This window comes from Flaviflexus huanghaiensis, from assembly GCF_014118685.1.
In the GTDB taxonomy this organism is placed as follows: Bacteria; Actinomycetota; Actinomycetes; order Actinomycetales; family Actinomycetaceae; genus Flaviflexus; species Flaviflexus huanghaiensis.
Genome location: NZ_JACFAK010000001.1, coordinates 242359 through 258322, shown reverse-complemented (window position 1 = coordinate 258322; position 15964 = coordinate 242359). Strand labels below are relative to the sequence as shown.

The following is a 15964-nucleotide window of genomic DNA, read 5'->3' as shown; positions in this document are numbered from 1 at the left end:
TTTTCGATATCGAATCACTTGTGGTGAATCTCCTCCAACCTGCCATAACGCGGCGACAAATGTGAGCCGTTTCTCCAATCTGTCGAATGGAATATCAATTCCCGTCAGGGTCTGTGAGCTGGATGTTCACTCGCAGGAGTAATGGGACGCGCGCTGGCACGTTCTCGCGATAGAGTGAGAGGGATTTAACGACGAGTTCATCGGAAGGAGATGGACGGTGACAGCATCCGAACACGAGAACAGGGGACCCGCTGCGGTCCCACCGAACCTCGGCGGGTCGACACTGCCCCCCGTTGAGGAGAAGCAGAACTCCCGCTCGATCGGCGAGCTTGTCGCTGGCATCAGCGAACGCTTCTCTCGTCTCATCCGCGATGAGATCGAACTGGCGAAGGTGCAAGCCACAGCGAAAGCCCAAAAGATCGGTGTCGGTGCTGGATTACTCGCGGCCGCGGGCGTCCTTGCGCTCTATGCATTTGGCATCCTCTTGCTCGCTGCGGTGTGGGGCATTGCGAACGCTCTACCGCTCTGGCTGTCCGCCCTGATCGTCGGCCTTGTCCTTCTCCTCATCTGCGGCGTTCTTGCCCTTATCGGCATCAAGAGCATCAAGAAATCGAATGAGTACGTCGTCGATCCCAAGTCCGGCATCAAGAACGACATTGAAGCAGCAAAGAAGGGACTGGCAACCGATGAGTGAAGCACCCAAGAGAAGTGCGGCCGACATCGAGGCCGATCTTCAGCGCACCCGCCAGGAACTCACCGACGTCGTCAATGAGCTTTCCGCACGTCTCGACCCGAAAGCCAATGCCGCCGCGGCGGCTGACGAGGTCAAAGAGAAGGCGAACGAGTTCATCGCCAAAGCCAAGGCCGTGCCTGTGGACGCCAGCGAGGGCGACTCGACCGCGATCGGCATCCTCGCCGCCACGGCCGCGACAGCCGCACTCGCCGTTTATCTCATTTTCAAGAAGTAAACCGAGGGAGTAAATAGGGAGGGGCGTCGTCGCTCCTCCCTATCACCTTTCCCAGCTCAGCTGTGAACTAGCGCCTCATCGTCGATTCCAGAAGCCTTTCGACCTCGTCCCTCCGGAAGCGACGGTGCCCCCCGAGAGTTCGTATTGACGACAGTTTTCCCGCGTTCGCCCAGCGGGTCACCGTCTTCGGGTCAACATGGAATAACGCGGCAACCTGTGACGGTGTCAGCAGGTCTGTTTCGGTCTGTGTATGCATGGGTCCTCCTCAGCTTCACGGACGCTGTGTCCAGATTCGCAGGAAATGTCACGATAGTTCGGGGTCCAAGGTCCCGAATTCTGGAATTGATCGAGGTGACGTAGAATGTGGAGTGCCGTCGTTATAGTCTGAGGGCATGTCATTGACCGAACTAGTTGAGGGGGGTCGACGCCATGGGGCGCGGCCGTCAGAAGGCCAAGCAGCGCAAGGTCGCTCGCAATTTGAAGTACACCAGCCCGGACACTGATTACCGTGCGCTGGAGCGTGAGCTTGTCTCCAGGGGGACCTCCAGCTCCGACGAATCAGACAATTTCGAAGATGAGTACCCCGACTACGGGTACGCCTACGACGATGCCGAGGAAGATGACGGCTGAGTTAGGACTAATGCTGAGTGGGGCGCGGACTGAATCCGCGCCCCAAGGTTTTTCCCTCGATACTGTGCTCGCAGCCGGCAGGCGTGCGAGCACAGTCGTTTAGAGACCCGTATACGCTCCGTTCAGTCGGACGCCGCCCCCGTGGACACCCTTCGCGCCCCTCAGCGCACGTCGACCATCGTCAAGCATTACCCGTCCTGCCTGCCAGGCCGGGATGCCGGCGGAGGCACAGGCGTCGATGACAGCCTGACCATGTTCGTTCGGCAAGATCGCCATCATTCCCACACCGAGGTTGAGTGTCCCCTCGAGGTCGGCGGTTGGAACCTGGCCAAGGTCCGCAATGACCTTGAAGATCGGGGGAACATCCCATCGTTCGACTTCCGCCAGGAGCCCCTGCGGCAAGACCCGCGCAAGATTCGCGGCAAGACCGCCGCCCGTCACGTGACAGAACGCGTGAGCTCGGTCGGCGACCTCGAGGCACACGTTCGTGTAAAGCCTGGTGGGGACGAGGAGCTCTTCGCCGATCGTCCGACCGAGATCGTCGACATGTCTCGTGTAATCCCAGCCGTTGACCTCGAGGACTTTGCGGACGAGAGAATAACCGTTGGAATGGATACCGGACGACGCCATGGCGATGATGACATCGCCTTCCCTTACACGCTCCGGTCCAAGAACGGCGTCGGCTTCGACAACGCCAGTGGCGGCACCGGCCACATCATATTCGTCCTCGCCGAGCAGCCCTGGATGCTCGGCGGTTTCACCTCCGAGGAGCGGCGTGTTAATCGACGCGCAGGCGTCGGCGATACCGCGGACGATGTCAGCGATCCGTTCGGGCACCACTTTGCCGCATGCGATGTAGTCGGTCATGAGCAGAGGCTTGGCTCCGACGACGACGATGTCGTCGACAACCATGCCGACGAGATCTTGGCCGATTGTGTCGTGGATGTCGAGCGCCTGGGCGATCGCGACTTTGGTTCCCACGCCATCAGTCGATGTTGCGAGGTAAGGCTTCTTGTAGGTGAGTAGCTCTGATGCGTCGAGCAATCCTGCAAAGCCACCCACTCCCCCGACGACGCTCGACGTGTGGGTCCGCGCAACAGCGGATTTCATGAGCTCGACTGCGCGATCACCCGCCTCCGTGTCGACGCCTGCCTGCGAATAGGTGATCTTCATGAGTCCTCCGACAATGGGTCCAGCCCGGCCGCGGCTTTCGCGTGGTCGACCGGGAGCGGGTACGTTCCCGTGAAACACGCCGTGCACAGGCGCTGCTCGGGCACGGCGGTAGCGGCGATCATTCCTTCTTCAGAAATGAAGCCGAGACTGTCTGCCTCGATTGAGGCTCCGATCTGATCGTTCGTCAGGCCGGATGCGATGAGCTCGGCCCGAGTCGCGAAGTCGATGCCGAAGTAGCAGGGCCAGGTGACCGGCGGGGACGAGATCCTCACATGGATCTCTGCAGCGCCGGCAGCTCGAAGCATCCGCACAAGGGCGCGCTGCGTATTGCCGCGGACGATCGAATCATCGACGACGACGAGGCGCTTACCCTCAATGACGTCGCGGAGCGGGTTGAGCTTGAGCCGGATTCCGAGTTGCCGCATGGTTTGCGTGGGCTGGATGAAGGTACGGCCAACGTACGCGTTCTTCACGAGGCCCTGGGCAAACGGAATGCCGGATTCTTGAGCGTAACCGATCGCGGCCGGTGTCCCTGAGTCGGGCGTGGCGATAACGATGTCCGCATCGACCGGATGCTCGCGCGCGAGCGCCCTCCCCATCTCGTTCCGTGCCGCGTTGATACTCCTCCCCGCAATCGCCGTATCGGGGCGAGCGAGATAAACGTACTCAAAGATGCAGCCCCGGGGCGTCGGGTCAGCGAACCGGCGCGAGCGCACCCCGCTCTCGTCGATCGCGAGAAGCTCACCAGGATCGATCTCGCGAACGTATGTCGCACCGACAATATCGAGGGCGGCTGTTTCGGAGGCGATGACCCAGCCGGAAGGAAGCCTGCCGAGCACGAGGGGCCGGAAACCAAACGGGTCGCGGGCAGCGTACAGCGTTGACTCATCCATGAAAGCAAGAGAGAACGCGCCCCGCAGTGTGGGCAGAACACTCATCGCTGCCTCTTCGAGGGAGCCATAGTGGTCGGTGCAGCCGAGTAGCGCAGTCATCACCGCGGTGTCAGTGGAGGACCCTCGCCCAAGTTCCCCCGTGATGTCTGCGCCGCACGTCTCCCGGACGGTCTCCATGAGGGCGTGCGTATTGATGAGGTTTCCGTTGTGGGCGAGCGCGATGGTTCCGTACGGGGTGGGTCCGAGGGTCGGCTGGGCGTTGCGCCACGCTGAACGTCCCGTCGTTGCGTACCTGACATGGCCAACGGCCAAGTGACCCGTCAGGGGCCTCAGATGGTCCTCATTGAAGACCTGGGACACGAGCCCCATGTCCTTGTACACGAGGATCTGCTGCCCGGTCGAAGCAGCGATACCGGCGGATTCCTGGCCACGATGCTGGAGCGCGTACAGCCCGAAATACGTCATGCTGGCGACGTCTTCACCGGGTGCCCACACCCCGAAGACGCCGCACTCATCCTGCGCTTTCTCCTCAGGATCGAGGACATGAGTTAATCGACCATCACCGTTCATTTCTCGTCCTCCACTGGGTGAAATTGTGACCCTTCTGGGCCGACATTAACGAGCCTGACCCGAATGTCCTTACCGACAGGTAGGTCCTCGCCGTGGATTTTTGCCTCCACCGCTGGCTCGCGGAGCATGACGATCCCAATGGGCTCGCCATTGCTGTCGGTGTCAATAACAACACCGTCGAAAATCTCGCCTTCTCGCCCGGACAGGATGAGTGACTCGAGCGCGTCGACGGCGCCCCGCTCATACGTTGCCGCGCGCTGATTCGCTCTCGCCATCGTCTTTGGAAGCTGCGGAAGTGCATTGGTCACCCACTCCGGAATCGGTTCGCCAGCGCAGATGCAACGGCAAGTTTCGAGCGCGTACCGGTCTACGAGGCGGCGCAGCGGCGCGGTCACGTGGGAGTAGATCGATGCGATGGCGGCGTGACCGGAGCGGTCGTCGGAGCGGTCGTCTAAGCTCTGTTTCTCTTGACTGCTTTGCTCTGGTTCAACGTCGTCGCCGTTCGCCTTCTTCGAGGGTGGAAGAGCGAGATAGGAGGCTCCCCGGAAGAGGCCAGCTGCTGCGTTGAGGAACGCGGCCTGCCCAGCGTCGGAGGAGTTGAGGGACCGGACGAAAGTTGCGTAGTCCACGTCGTGTGGCCATTCGAGGTCGAGTGCGGTCGCGACCTGTCGCAGCCGCACATAGTCCTTCTCCCGGGCCGGAGGAAGGGTCCGGAGGATCCCGATGTTCGCTTCTTTCATCATCCGCGCCGCCGCCATTCCCGTCAGCAAGGAGATCTGCGCGTTCCACTCATCGACATCGGTTATGCCGCGGTAGGTGAGCTGGAAACCGCCGTTGGTCGCCTCAATGAGCTGTTCGGGCAAGTCGAGGGACACGCCACCGCGGGCGATCTCTCGCTCGATGCGGAGCATACCTACCTGCGACAGTAGATCCGTGAGGTCGGTTGGCACCTGACGCGGCAGTTTACCTCTGCCTTCATAAGCCTGTTGGACCTGGTCGTACGTGAGCCGAGCACGGGAACGAACCTGCGCAAGCTCGACCGAAGATTCCAGGAGCCCGCCGGCGCTGTCGAGGTAAAGGTGCCACAGGTAAGCGGGGCGATCTTCGCCCTCGAGGAGCGAGGCAACTCCCGCCGCGAGCTCTGTCGGGTGGAGGGGTACAGAGCCGTCCGGGCCATAGAGGGTGACCCCGCGGGCGTGTACCTCGCGGTCGAGAACGCTACCGGGTTCGATAAACAAACCCACCGCGCTGATCGCGTAGCGCACGAGGTAGCCAGCCTTAGTGCGAGAGAGATGTAGCGCCTGATCAAGGTCACCTGCATCAGGCGGGTCAATGGTGACGAACGGGATGTCCCGGTGGTCGGGCAGTGTCGTGATGTCGACGGGGCGGATATCGGCCACAGCCTCGGCGGGGTAATCCACTGCAATCCCGAGCCTATCGCGCAGTCCTGCCATCGCGGCGAGAACCTCTCTCGGATGCGCGACGTTGACACCGACTATTCGCTGAGCCACCACTAACCGCTATTCAGATGATCGCTTGAGCGATCTCCGGTCGAGCAGGAGCGCTACCAGCGCACCGACGAAAAAGCCGAAGGGAACCGTGAAGAGAAGCACTGCGAATGTCACGTCGCTCAGGTCATACAGGCTAGCGCTCGGACCGAATTGGACGAGCAGGACGCCAGCCAGAGCGCCGAGGATCGCGCCGACGAACATGAAGCGACCATACTTCGGGGCACGCCTCGGGTTCGTCACATAGAACTCCTCGTCAGTCATGGCTGCCTTCCTTGAAATAACGGCAGTGCCTCGCTGAGGTCTGCCCGGATGCCAGACGCTCCTACCTTACCTTCGCTCACAGCATCATCCCATCCTGTCCGCCCACACGCGAGATCGAGCCAGGTGTCGAGATCAATCTCGACGACGTTGGGTGGGGTACCGCGCGTGTGCCGTGGCCCACCGATCGCCTGGACGGCGCCAACGAAGGGCACGCGCACCTCGACAGACCTGCCGGGACGTAAGGCCGCAAGCTCTTCCAAAGCACCTCGACCCGCTGTCCGCTTCTCTGCGGTCGTCAATTCCTCATTGGCCACCAGCCGGGCGAACAGTGCGTCGACGAGTCCTGGTTCAATGCGGCGCTTCATATCCTTCACAATAGCGGGACGCCCACCGCGTGGTGGGCGTCCCTCATGTGTCTGCTATTCGCCGGAGCGGAGCCAGCTAGCGACGCACGGCGGGAGTGTCGACTCCGTCGCCGTTCCAGTCGCCGACGAAGACGTCATCGCCGACGCGACCGTAACCAAGCTCCAGGTCGGCCGGGCCGCCCTCGAGCGCGTTATTGATGAAGAAGACGTTGCCGCGACGAACCGAGATGGTGTCGTAGCCGTCTCCGTTGAAGTCACCAGCGAGCGCCATGTCACCCATGCGACCGTAGTCGAAGAAGGTCGTGGCGTAACCACCGACGAGCTTGTTGTTGACGAAGAACGTGTTGCCGCGACGAACGGTAATCGTGTCGACATCGTCCTTATCCCAGTCGCCCGTGAAGACCTCATCACCGACGCGGCCGTAGTTGAACTGGATATCAGCATGGCCAGCCTTCAACTCGTTCATGAGGTAGAAGGTGTTGCCGCGGCGCACACCGAAGGTGTCCTTGCCGTCGCCATCCCAGTCACCCACAATGACCTCATCGCCAGCGCGACCGTAGATGAAGGATTTCTCGGCGTTGCCGCCCTTGAGCTCGTTAGTGACGAAGAAGGTGGTACCGCGACGGACTGCGAACGTGTCATCGCCGTCGCCATCCCAGTCACCCACGAAAACCTCATCGCCAGCGCGGCCGAAGCTGAACTCGGTGTCGGCGATGGTCGAGGTCCAGTCGTTGGAGACGTAGAACCAGTTGCCGACCGAAGGTACGGGCGCGGGAGAGACGGTCACCGGCACGGTCACATCGGTGTCGACAGCGCCGCCCTCGAACGTGGTGACGATGCGGAGCTCGGACGATGCCGGCGCATTTGCCGGAACGGCGAAGCGAACCTGGGCGCTACCGGTATTGTCCCTGTTCGGGGTGACACTCGTGTCGATCGGAGCAGAGCCGACCTCGGTGCCGTTGAGGTAGAGCTTAGCTGTCGACGGCTTCTGCTCGAGTGCCGTGAAGGTCAGCGACCACAGGTCAACTGTGCTCATCTTGCCGGACACGAGATTGCTCTGGAGACCAATCGAACGCTGACCCTTCGGGATCACGTCGGCTTTACCTGCCTCGAGGTAGTTGATGTAGCCCTCGAGATCGACGATGCCGGTCTCACGGAAGTTCGTGCCGTCACGGAAGACCGTGAAGCCATCCTGACCTCCGAGGAGGAAGGTGTTCGATGCAACCGTGTAGGTCGCTGCTCGGTCGACGGGCACGCCATCAATCCAGATACCCATGATGTCGCCGCCATCGGCCGCAAGTGGGTTATACGTGTACGTCACGTTATCCGACAGCCCAAGACGGAGAACCGGGCGCGATGCTTCCGGCTGGAACTGCTGCTCAAGCATGGTGTAGACCTGCTCGCCCGTGAGATCGATCGAGCCGACCGTATTGCCGAATGGCTGGGTTGTGTAGGCCTCTCCGAACGTCACCTCGCCGTTGTCGTTCTGATCCATGTCGGCTCGGACACCGCCCGGGTTAATGATGCCGAAGTCAGCGCCAACAGCGGTCGAGTTGACCGTCATGAGAGCAGCGTTGGCAAGATGGTTGCCCATCGAGGACTCGGTTCCACGGTTCGCGCCCATATTCGTACCATCGTTCGTGCCGCGGTACGCGTTCTCAGTGATCTCGGCGATCACCTCAGCGCCAAGCTCCAGTGCCTGATCCTTCGCGTCATTGACGATCGCTTGCACTGTCGGGTCTGGAGCCACCGACTTATCGAGCGCCACGATCTTTGCTTCGTCGACCGTGACGCCACCTTCGCTGACGGTCAGTGTGGCATGGCCGAAGGCTTCACCGTACTGACCTGCCTGAATGATGGGCGCGCCAGCGCTCGTCTCAGACACGTTCTGGATGTGCGTGTGTCCAGCGAAGACAAGATCAACGGCATCGGACATACCGACCGCCACCGAATCACCCTCATGGAAGAGCGAGACGACAACGTCAGCTTCGCCGTTCGCCGGGTCGCCGTCCTTATATCTGGCTGCGACTTCGTTCGTCTTGGCAACCGGATCAGAGAACGACAGTCCCGCGATCCCACCGATCGACACGATCGACGGCGTCGTCTCCGTGACGGTCCCGATGAAGGCGACATCGACACCGTCGATGTTCTTCACCCATACCGGCGGTTCGTTGATTTCGGGGGCTCCACCGACGTTCGCGCCGAGGTACTCGAAATTGGCGAGAGGGATAACTCGATCCCTCAGGTCCGCGTAGCCTTTGTCAAATTCATGGTTTCCAACAGCCGAGACCTCAAGGTTCATCGCGTTGAGAACATCGATAGTCGGAACGTCCTTCGCGATCGACGAGACAAAAGCCGAGCCTCCGATGTTATCGCCGGCAGTTGCGAAGATCGTGTTCGGATTCGCGGTGCGGATCGCGCTGAATTGAGTCTGCATGAACGGCATATTTTCGATATAGCCGTGGAAGTCGGTGATGCCGAGAATGTCGATAGTGACGGGGCTGTCAGCCGGCGGAGTAACGTCGTCGGTGCCGCTTTCCTCAGCTTCCGGGACGGCTTCGTCACCGTCATCGGCAGGCGGGGCGGTCTGCGCAGGAGTCTCGTCCTGCGTGTCCTCTTCGACTGGAGCATCTGATTCTGGTGCCGGTGTGTCGACGACCGCTGTTGTTTCGCGGTCCTCATCGTTCGGGGCGGCAGCTGCGGGGGCAACGATGCCCAACGCGGCGATTGCTGTCGCTGCCGTCACAGCAAGGGGGCGTTTTGCGCCCTGTAAGTGAATTCGCATCACATACGTCCTTAACGTTGAAGTAATCTATGGCACGTTCTAACCTACATGCGTTTTGCGCATAGCGGGCGAACTTTGCGAGACACAGCTGTCAACAAGCGGCGCGGTGACAACGCAGGTCAAACCGCCGCCCGGCCCGTGGTCACCCGGCAGGAACCAACGCTTCGCCGATACAATGCATGAAAACACATCGTTCAATGCATTCGGGAAGGACCACGAATGAAAGCGTCGCTCACCCTGTCCGGAACGCCGGTTGTGCCTGGCGTATCGCACGCGAAAACGGCCTGGATCAGGTCGGTCCCGGAGCCGGAGGAGACATCCGAGATCATTCCAGAGGACGCGCGGAGCAGTGAGATCGAACGCTTCAACGCCGCGGCCGACACGGTTGCCCAGCGGCTGAAGGACCGTGCCGCCAACACGGTGGGCACAGCCTCCGACATCCTCGCGGTTGCTGCAGGCTTCGCTACCGACAGGGGCTGGCGACGCGAAGTGGTCAAGAGGATTGAGGGCGGCGCGCCGGCCGTTCAAGCAGTCGCCCAAGCAACCCAGGTGTTCGTCGACATTTTCCGCCAGGCAGGCGGACTCATGGCCGAGCGTCAGACTGACCTCCTCGACATGAGAAACAGGGTCATCGCCGAACTTCGAGGCGAGCCGGAGCCGGGCGTTCCCATCCCCGATGGGCCCGTTATCCTCCTCGCCGACGACCTTGCCCCCGCGGACACCGCTGCGCTCGATCCCGAACTCATTCGTGGCATCATCACCCGCCTTGGCGGGCCGACGTCGCACACGTCGATCATCTGCCGTCAGCTCGGTATTCCCTGCATTGTCGCTGCCCGAGAGCTCTCTGACGTGCCCGAAGGCGTTGACCTCATCATGGATGGGGACTCTGGCGAGTTCTCCATCAGCCCCGACCCCGACGAGGCAGACGTCCTCGCGAAGACCGACGCAGAGCGTCGCAGGCTCGCACGTGAGTGGCATGGTCCCGCACAAACACAGGATGGCCACCCGATCGAAATCCTCGCCAATATTCAGGACGAGGCCGGTGCCATACGCGCCGAGGCGTCAGAGGCTGCCGGCATCGGACTCTTCCGCACAGAGCTATCGTTCCTCAACATCCCGTCCGAACCTTCGGTCGAGGAGCAGGTCCGAATCTACAGCTCCGTATTCGGCCATTTTCCCGGGGCAAAGATCGTCGTCCGCACCCTCGACGCCGGGTCGGACAAGCCGGTCGCCTTCGCCTCCGTCCCTGACGAGGAGAACCCTGCCCTGGGCGTGCGCGGGTTGCGCACCTCTGGAATCGACATGGGTCTCCTCACCAGACAGATTGACGCTCTCGTTGAGGCCGCTAAACGGCACGACGGTCCGAGCTGGATCATGGCACCGATGGTGTCAACGGTCGCGGAAGCTCGCTGGTTCGCATCCCTCATCCGCGAGCATGATCTCAAAGCCGGCATCATGATCGAGGTCCCTGCCGCCGCGATCATGATCGATCAGTTCCTCGAAGAGATCGACTTCGTGTCGATCGGCACGAACGATCTCACGCAGTACGTCATGGCGGCGGACCGCGGCAATGCGAACCTCGCAACCTACACGGACAACTGGCAACCGGCCGTCCTCGCCCTTATCCAGCGAGTTGCCGAGGCCGGGGTTCGTCACGGCAAGCCAGTCGGCGTCTGTGGCGAAGCAGCAGCGGATCCGAACCTCGCCGCCGTCCTTGTCGGTATGGGGGTGACCTCTCTGTCGATGGCATCCGGTGCAATCCCCTACGTCGGGTCGAGACTCGCCAACGTCACGCTCGAGCAGTGTCAGGAAGCCGCCGCCGCTGTCGTGAAAGCCAGCGATCCGAATGAGGCACGCCAGGTTGCCCTCGCCATCCTCAACGCTGACTGATGACGGCTGACCGTTAAGCAGGACGGGCCCCTGGTGGGCCCGTCCTCTTTTCTCGACTGAGATGTGTAGTTTTCACGACTGGCGTGTGTGGGAGTAAGAATGAGGCGGCGGGCCGTAGCCCACCGCCTCATTCTCTTCCCAACGAAGATTCTAGACGAGCCCCTGCGCGATCATCGCGTCGGCGACGCGAACCAGACCCGCAGCGTTTGAGCCCGCGACATAATTATCGGGCCGACCGGTGTACTTCATCGAGTGCTCTGAGCACTGGCGGTGGATGTCTTCCATGATGAGGTCGAGCCGCTCGGCAACATCCTCTGCGGTCCATGACTGGCGCGCGGAGTTCTGCTGCATCTCCAAAGCCGACACTGCGACGCCACCCGCGTTCGCGGCCTTGCCGGGACCGTAGAGGATGTCAGAATCATCAAACACGTCAACTCCCCCAGCGGTGGTCGACATGTTCGAACCCTCCGCCACGGCCTTGACACCGTTCATGATGAGTGTGCGAGCATGATCCGCGTTGATCTCGTGCTGAACGGCCGAGGGTAGGGCGATGTCAACGGGGACGTCCCAAATGGAGCCGAATGTGTGGAACTCGGCGCGCGGCCGCTCCTCGACGTAGTCGGCCACTCGACCGCGGTAAACCTCTTTGACCTCTTTGAGAAGGTCAAGGTCGACGCCGTCGGCGTCGTAGACCCAGCCGGAGGAGTCGGAGAACGTCACGGGGCGGGCGCCGAGCTGGAGCAAACGCTCAATAGCGTAGATTGCGACGTTGCCAGAACCGGACACGGAGACGGTCTGATCCTCGAGATCTTCGCCTCGAGTTAGCAGCATCTGCCGGGTGAAGGCGACGAGACCATAGCCCGTCGCCTCCTTGCGGACGCGAGACCCTCCCCAGCCGACTCCCTTGCCTGTGAGGACGCCGGCTTCGAACTGGCCGACGAGCCTCTTGTACTGGCCGTACATGTAGCCGACCTCGCGAGCACCGACGCCAATGTCGCCGGCAGGGATGTCCATGTTCGCGCCGATGTTGCGGTACAGCGCGGTCATGAACGACTGACAGAAACGCATGATCTCGTTATCGGAGCGTCCAGCCGGATTGAAGTCCGAGCCACCCTTACCGCCGCCGATCTGCTGACCTGTGAGTGCGTTCTTAAAGATCTGCTCGAACCCGAGAAATTTGACGATCGAGGCTGAGACCGAGGGATGAAACCGGATCCCGCCCTTATAGGGTCCAAGAGCCGAGTTGAACTGGACACGATAGCCGCGGTTGACGTGGTACTTACCGGCGTCATCCATCCACGGAACGCGGAAGTGGATGACTCGCTCAGGCTCAACGATTCTCTCGAGGATTGCCGCGTCCTGGTACTCGGGATGCTGTTCGAGGACGGGCGCCAGAGTTGTCAGCACACCCGCGACGGCTTCGTGAAACTCAGCCTCGCCCGGGTTACGAACAGTCAGGCCGGAAAGGACTGACTCAATATATTCATTCGCGGTGCTACTCATGCCACAGACGTTAGTTCATCCAAGGAATTCAACACATCCTTGTCCACTGCGAAATATTCCACATTTTCGCAAGATTCTGCTGATATGTCGCGGTTATCAGGTCCTCGTCATGAAATGGCGGGAAAACGGCACTCCCGCGTGCCCACCTCAACCCTGACGGTTTCGGCTCGCTCGCGGGAGTGCACCTTATCGTTGCAAGAAACGGTTTGGCAAGACCTACTTCTGTGGTGCTCGAGGAGTGGGACCGACGAGCTCATCGAGGACGAAGGAGTATGTCTCCTCCCCCTGGATGACGAGCCTGTCTCCGCCTGTCGTGCCGATCCGAACGGCAAGAACACCCTCGGCTTCGGCGGCGGCATGGACGGCGGGCAACAACTCTTGCGGGACCGCGATAACGGCCCGGGCCTGCGACTCCGAGAACAGCGCCACGAAGTCACTCACCCCAAGCGGCGTCACGTCGACCGACGCACCGACACGGTTGCGGAGAACCATGTCGGTCAACGTCTGGATGAGGCCACCGTTCGCCACGTCGTGAGCCGCCTTTGCTACATCCGCTTCCGCGAGCGCGATGAGGAAGCGGCCGAGCGCCGCCTCCCGCGAAAGGTCAACACGGGGCGGTAGGCCGCCCAGATGATCATGGATTGTGCGGGCCCAGGCGGAACCATCCAACTCATCAGCGACGTCACCGAGGGCAACGATGGCGAGGCCCTCTTCCGTCCATCCCGACGGTCGCGCTGTGGCGACGTCGTCGAGGACGCCGAGCATCCCGACAACTGGGGTTGGGTTGATCGATTCGTCGCCGGACGAATTGTAGAGGGACACGTTGCCGCCGGTGACGGGGATCCCCAGCTCGGCGCAGCCGTCAGCTAGCCCTTCCATGGCCTTAACGAGTTGCCACATGAGTTCTGGCTTCTCGGGATTGCCGAAGTTGAGACAGTCCGTCACGGCCAAGGGTTTCGCACCCACCGTGGCGACGTTGCGGTACGACTCGGCCAATGCGTGGCGTGCGCCCTCATACGGGTCGAGCTTTGTGTACCAACCATTCGCGTCGGTTGCGATGGCGACGCCGCGGCCGGTTTGCTCGTCGACGCGGATGACTCCTGCGTCGTCCGGCTGGGCGAGTGCGGTATTGCCGCGGACAAACCGATCGTACTGGCTGGTCACCCAGTCCTTCGGAGCCTGGTTCGGAGAATGGAGGAGCGCGATGATCTGGTCCCGCATCTCCTGCCCGGGTGCGGGCCTGGCCAGCCTGTCTGTCGTGTCTTCCTGGAGGGCGTCCTGCCATGAAGGCCGCGTGTAGGGGCGGTCGTACACGGGGCTGTCGATGGCGACGGTCGCGGGATCGACGTCGACGATTCTGTGACCGTCGTGGTCGATCGTCAGCCTGCCGTCGCCGGTCAGTTCGCCGATGACCGAGGCTTCGACTTCCCACTTGTCGATGATGTTCATGAAGTCCTCGAGGCGCTCCGGCGAGACAATCGCCATCATCCGCTCCTGCGATTCGCTCATGAGAATCTCGCCGGCGTTAAGAGTGGGATCGCGAAGCAAGACCTCTTCAAGGTTGACGTGCATCCCAGACCCGCCGTTAGCCGCGAGCTCAGAGGTGGCGCAGGAGATTCCTGCGGCCCCGAGGTCCTGGATCGCCTCGACCGTGCCCTCTCGGAACAGCTCCATGCAGCACTCGATGAGGACCTTCTCCATGAATGGGTCCCCGACCTGGACGGAGGGGCGCTTCGTCGGCATGCCGCCGTCGAATGCTTCCGAGGCGAGAATCGAGGCGCCGCCGATCCCGTCGCCGCCAGTTCGCGCGCCGAAGAGGACGACATGGTTGCCGACGCCTTCGGCGTTGGCCAGGTGGATATCTTCGTGACGCATGACGCCGACCGCGAGGGCGTTGACGAGCGGGTTGCCCTGGTAGGAGGAGTCGAATTCGACTTCGCCGCCGATATTCGGCAGGCCAAGGCTGTTGCCGTAACCGGCGATGCCGGAAATGGCGCCGCCCGCCACACGCCACGTATCGGGCTCGTTCGGGTCGCCAAAGCGCAGCTGGTCCATGACGGCCACAGGACGGGCACCCATGGCGATGATGTCGCGGACAATGCCGCCAACACCTGTCGCAGCACCCTGGTAGGGCTCAACGTAGGACGGAGAGTTGTGGGATTCGACTTTGAAGGTGACGGCCCAGCCGTCACCGATGTCGACCACGCCCGCATTCTGGCCCATGCCGACGAGCAGGTGCTTGCTCATCGCCTTCGTCGTCTTCGCCCCAAACTGTTCCTTCAGGTGCTTTTTCGACGACTTGTACGAGCAGTGCTCGGACCACATGACCGAGTACATGGCGAGCTCGGCGTTCGTCGGCCTGCGACCGAGGAGCTCCTTGATGTAGACGTATTCGTCGTCTTTGAGACCAAGGGCGGCGTACGGCATCTCCTCATCTGGAGTGGAAGCCGCCTTGTCGATCGTATCGTGCGTCATCGGAGGACCCCCATGAGTGACTGGAAGATGAGGAGACCATCGGTGCCGGTTCGAATGCCGGACTGCGAGTCTGGACCAAAGCCCGCCTCAACTGCATGTTCTGGGTGAGGCATGAGGCCAACGACCGAGCCGGTTTCATTCGTGATGCCAGCGATGTCATTGCGGGAACCGTTGGGATTGACCTCGAGGTAGCGGAACACGACCCGGCCCTCACCCTCAAGCTCGGCGATGGTCTCATCGTGAGCCTGGTAGGAGCCCTCGCCGTTTTTCAGCGGGATGACAATCTCATCACCTTCACTGAACCCCGACGTCCACGCGGTCCTCGTCGATTCGACCCGTAGCCGTTGCTCTCGGCAGATGAACTTCTGGTGATCGTTGCGGACGAGAGCACCTGGCAGAAGCCCTGACTCACACAGGACCTGGAACCCGTTGCAGATTCCAAGCACGGGAATGCCCGCCTTGGCTTGGGTGATGACCTCGCGCATAACTGGTGCGAGGGCGGCGATCGCTCCGCACCGCAGATAGTCACCGTAGGAGAAACCTCCGGGGATGATGACGGCGTCAACGCCCTGAAGATTTTCGTCGGCGTGCCACAGATCGACCGGCTCTCCGCCGGCGAGCTTCACTGCCCTTCTCGCGTCCCCTTCATCAAGTGTTCCGGGGAACGTGATGACTCCGACTTTCACTTGTCCTCCGCATAGACGCCGACGACGTCCTCGATGACCGGGTTGGAGAGTACGTTCTCCGCTGCTCGTGTGGCGGCCGCAAGGGCCTCCTCCGTGACTTCACCATCGACAGTGAGCTCGAAACGCTTCCCCTGTCGAACATCCGTGAATTCTGTGAAGCCCTGGTGTGGGAGAGCTCCGGCAATAGCCTTCCCCTGAGGATCAAGGATTTCAGGCTTAGGCATGACTTCTACGATGATTCGTCCCATACGGCA

Annotated in this window: 15 protein-coding genes; 4 read left to right on the top strand and 11 right to left on the bottom strand. The window is 61.5% G+C overall.

Annotation, left to right across the window (positions count from 1 at the left end; all coding sequences use genetic code 11):
• The first annotated feature begins 217 nt into the window (after positions 1-217).
• A complete protein-coding gene (locus tag H7E91_RS01110) occupies positions 218-694 on the top strand; it encodes a phage holin family protein (RefSeq protein WP_338401690.1) in 477 nt (158 codons plus the stop codon).
• Positions 687-968: a DUF3618 domain-containing protein gene (locus tag H7E91_RS01105; protein WP_182353216.1), complete on the top strand. Its 282-nt coding sequence runs from the start codon at positions 687-689 to the stop codon at positions 966-968. Before H7E91_RS01110 ends, H7E91_RS01105 begins: the two co-directional genes overlap by 8 nt.
• A 67-nt stretch (positions 969-1035) precedes the next feature.
• On the opposite strand, the gene H7E91_RS01100 is transcribed toward H7E91_RS01105, so the two are convergent.
• Positions 1036-1224 (bottom strand): BldC family transcriptional regulator, encoded by a 189-nt coding sequence (locus tag H7E91_RS01100; protein WP_182353215.1) that lies wholly within the window; start codon positions 1222-1224, stop codon positions 1036-1038.
• 173 nt (positions 1225-1397) lie between these two features.
• On the opposite strand from H7E91_RS01100, the gene H7E91_RS01095 reads away from it, so the two are divergent.
• A complete protein-coding gene (locus H7E91_RS01095; protein WP_182353214.1) occupies positions 1398-1598 on the top strand; it encodes a DUF3073 domain-containing protein in 201 nt (66 codons plus the stop codon).
• A gap of 99 nt (positions 1599-1697) precedes the next feature.
• On the opposite strand, the gene purM is transcribed toward H7E91_RS01095, so the two are convergent.
• From purM to H7E91_RS01065, 6 genes are all read right to left on the bottom strand, one after another.
• Positions 1698-2771: a phosphoribosylformylglycinamidine cyclo-ligase gene (gene purM, locus H7E91_RS01090; RefSeq protein WP_182353213.1), complete on the bottom strand. Its 1074-nt coding sequence runs from the start codon at positions 2769-2771 to the stop codon at positions 1698-1700.
• Positions 2768-4234, bottom strand: coding sequence for an amidophosphoribosyltransferase (gene purF / locus H7E91_RS01085; protein ID WP_182353212.1), 1467 nt, complete (start codon positions 4232-4234; stop codon positions 2768-2770). Before purF ends, purM begins: the two co-directional genes overlap by 4 nt.
• Positions 4231-5745 (bottom strand): RNB domain-containing ribonuclease, encoded by a 1515-nt coding sequence (locus tag H7E91_RS01080; protein ID WP_338401689.1) that lies wholly within the window; start codon positions 5743-5745, stop codon positions 4231-4233. Before H7E91_RS01080 ends, purF begins: the two co-directional genes overlap by 4 nt.
• Positions 5746-5754: 9 nt before the next feature.
• Positions 5755-6006 carry a hypothetical protein gene (locus H7E91_RS01075; protein ID WP_182353211.1) on the bottom strand — a complete coding sequence of 84 codons (252 nt, stop codon included), beginning with the start codon at positions 6004-6006 and terminating at the stop codon, positions 5755-5757.
• Positions 6003-6371, bottom strand: a complete 369-nt coding sequence (locus H7E91_RS01070) for a sterol carrier family protein (RefSeq protein WP_182353210.1) — start codon at positions 6369-6371, stop codon at positions 6003-6005. Before H7E91_RS01070 ends, H7E91_RS01075 begins: the two co-directional genes overlap by 4 nt.
• Before the next feature lie 76 nt (positions 6372-6447).
• Positions 6448-9156: a bifunctional metallophosphatase/5'-nucleotidase gene (locus tag H7E91_RS01065; RefSeq protein ID WP_182353209.1), complete on the bottom strand. Its 2709-nt coding sequence runs from the start codon at positions 9154-9156 to the stop codon at positions 6448-6450.
• Between the two features lie 219 nt (positions 9157-9375).
• On the opposite strand from H7E91_RS01065, the gene ptsP reads away from it, so the two are divergent.
• Positions 9376-11046, top strand: coding sequence for a phosphoenolpyruvate--protein phosphotransferase (ptsP, locus tag H7E91_RS01060; RefSeq protein WP_182353208.1), 1671 nt, complete (start codon positions 9376-9378; stop codon positions 11044-11046).
• Between the two features lie 150 nt (positions 11047-11196).
• Here the strand turns inward: ptsP and gdhA are convergent, their stop codons facing one another.
• The 4 genes from gdhA to purS form a co-directional block, all read right to left on the bottom strand.
• Positions 11197-12549, bottom strand: coding sequence for an NADP-specific glutamate dehydrogenase (gdhA, locus tag H7E91_RS01055; protein WP_182353207.1), 1353 nt, complete (start codon positions 12547-12549; stop codon positions 11197-11199).
• A gap of 216 nt (positions 12550-12765) precedes the next feature.
• Positions 12766-15024, bottom strand: coding sequence for a phosphoribosylformylglycinamidine synthase subunit PurL (gene purL, locus H7E91_RS01050; protein WP_182353206.1), 2259 nt, complete (start codon positions 15022-15024; stop codon positions 12766-12768).
• Positions 15021-15710 (bottom strand): phosphoribosylformylglycinamidine synthase subunit PurQ, encoded by a 690-nt coding sequence (purQ, locus tag H7E91_RS01045; RefSeq protein WP_182353205.1) that lies wholly within the window; start codon positions 15708-15710, stop codon positions 15021-15023. The genes purL and purQ overlap by 4 nt, the downstream gene beginning before the upstream one ends.
• Entirely contained in the window at positions 15707-15958 is a 252-nt protein-coding gene (purS, locus tag H7E91_RS01040; protein WP_182353204.1) for a phosphoribosylformylglycinamidine synthase subunit PurS, read from the bottom strand. Before purS ends, purQ begins: the two co-directional genes overlap by 4 nt.
• Positions 15959-15964 lie beyond the last annotated feature (6 nt).

What these genes read in the sequence shown, in the direction of transcription:
- H7E91_RS01065 (WP_182353209.1), bottom strand. Translation starts at nt 9,156, where the DNA reads ATGCGAATTCACTTACAGGGCGCAAAACGCCCCCTTGCTGTGACGGCA.
- gdhA (WP_182353207.1), bottom strand. Translation starts at nt 12,549, where the DNA reads ATGAGTAGCACCGCGAATGAATATATTGAGTCAGTCCTTTCCGGCCTG.
- H7E91_RS01105 (WP_182353216.1), top strand. Translation starts at nt 687, where the DNA reads ATGAGTGAAGCACCCAAGAGAAGTGCGGCCGACATCGAGGCCGATCTT.
- purS (WP_182353204.1), bottom strand. Translation starts at nt 15,958, where the DNA reads ATGGGACGAATCATCGTAGAAGTCATGCCTAAGCCTGAAATCCTTGAT.
- H7E91_RS01070 (WP_182353210.1), bottom strand. Translation starts at nt 6,371, where the DNA reads ATGAAGCGCCGCATTGAACCAGGACTCGTCGACGCACTGTTCGCCCGG.
- purM (WP_182353213.1), bottom strand. Translation starts at nt 2,771, where the DNA reads ATGAAGATCACCTATTCGCAGGCAGGCGTCGACACGGAGGCGGGTGAT.
- ptsP (WP_182353208.1), top strand. Translation starts at nt 9,376, where the DNA reads ATGAAAGCGTCGCTCACCCTGTCCGGAACGCCGGTTGTGCCTGGCGTA.
- H7E91_RS01095 (WP_182353214.1), top strand. Translation starts at nt 1,398, where the DNA reads ATGGGGCGCGGCCGTCAGAAGGCCAAGCAGCGCAAGGTCGCTCGCAAT.
- purF (WP_182353212.1), bottom strand. Translation starts at nt 4,234, where the DNA reads ATGAACGGTGATGGTCGATTAACTCATGTCCTCGATCCTGAGGAGAAA.
- H7E91_RS01100 (WP_182353215.1), bottom strand. Translation starts at nt 1,224, where the DNA reads ATGCATACACAGACCGAAACAGACCTGCTGACACCGTCACAGGTTGCC.
- purL (WP_182353206.1), bottom strand. Translation starts at nt 15,024, where the DNA reads ATGACGCACGATACGATCGACAAGGCGGCTTCCACTCCAGATGAGGAG.
- H7E91_RS01075 (WP_182353211.1), bottom strand. Translation starts at nt 6,006, where the DNA reads ATGACTGACGAGGAGTTCTATGTGACGAACCCGAGGCGTGCCCCGAAG.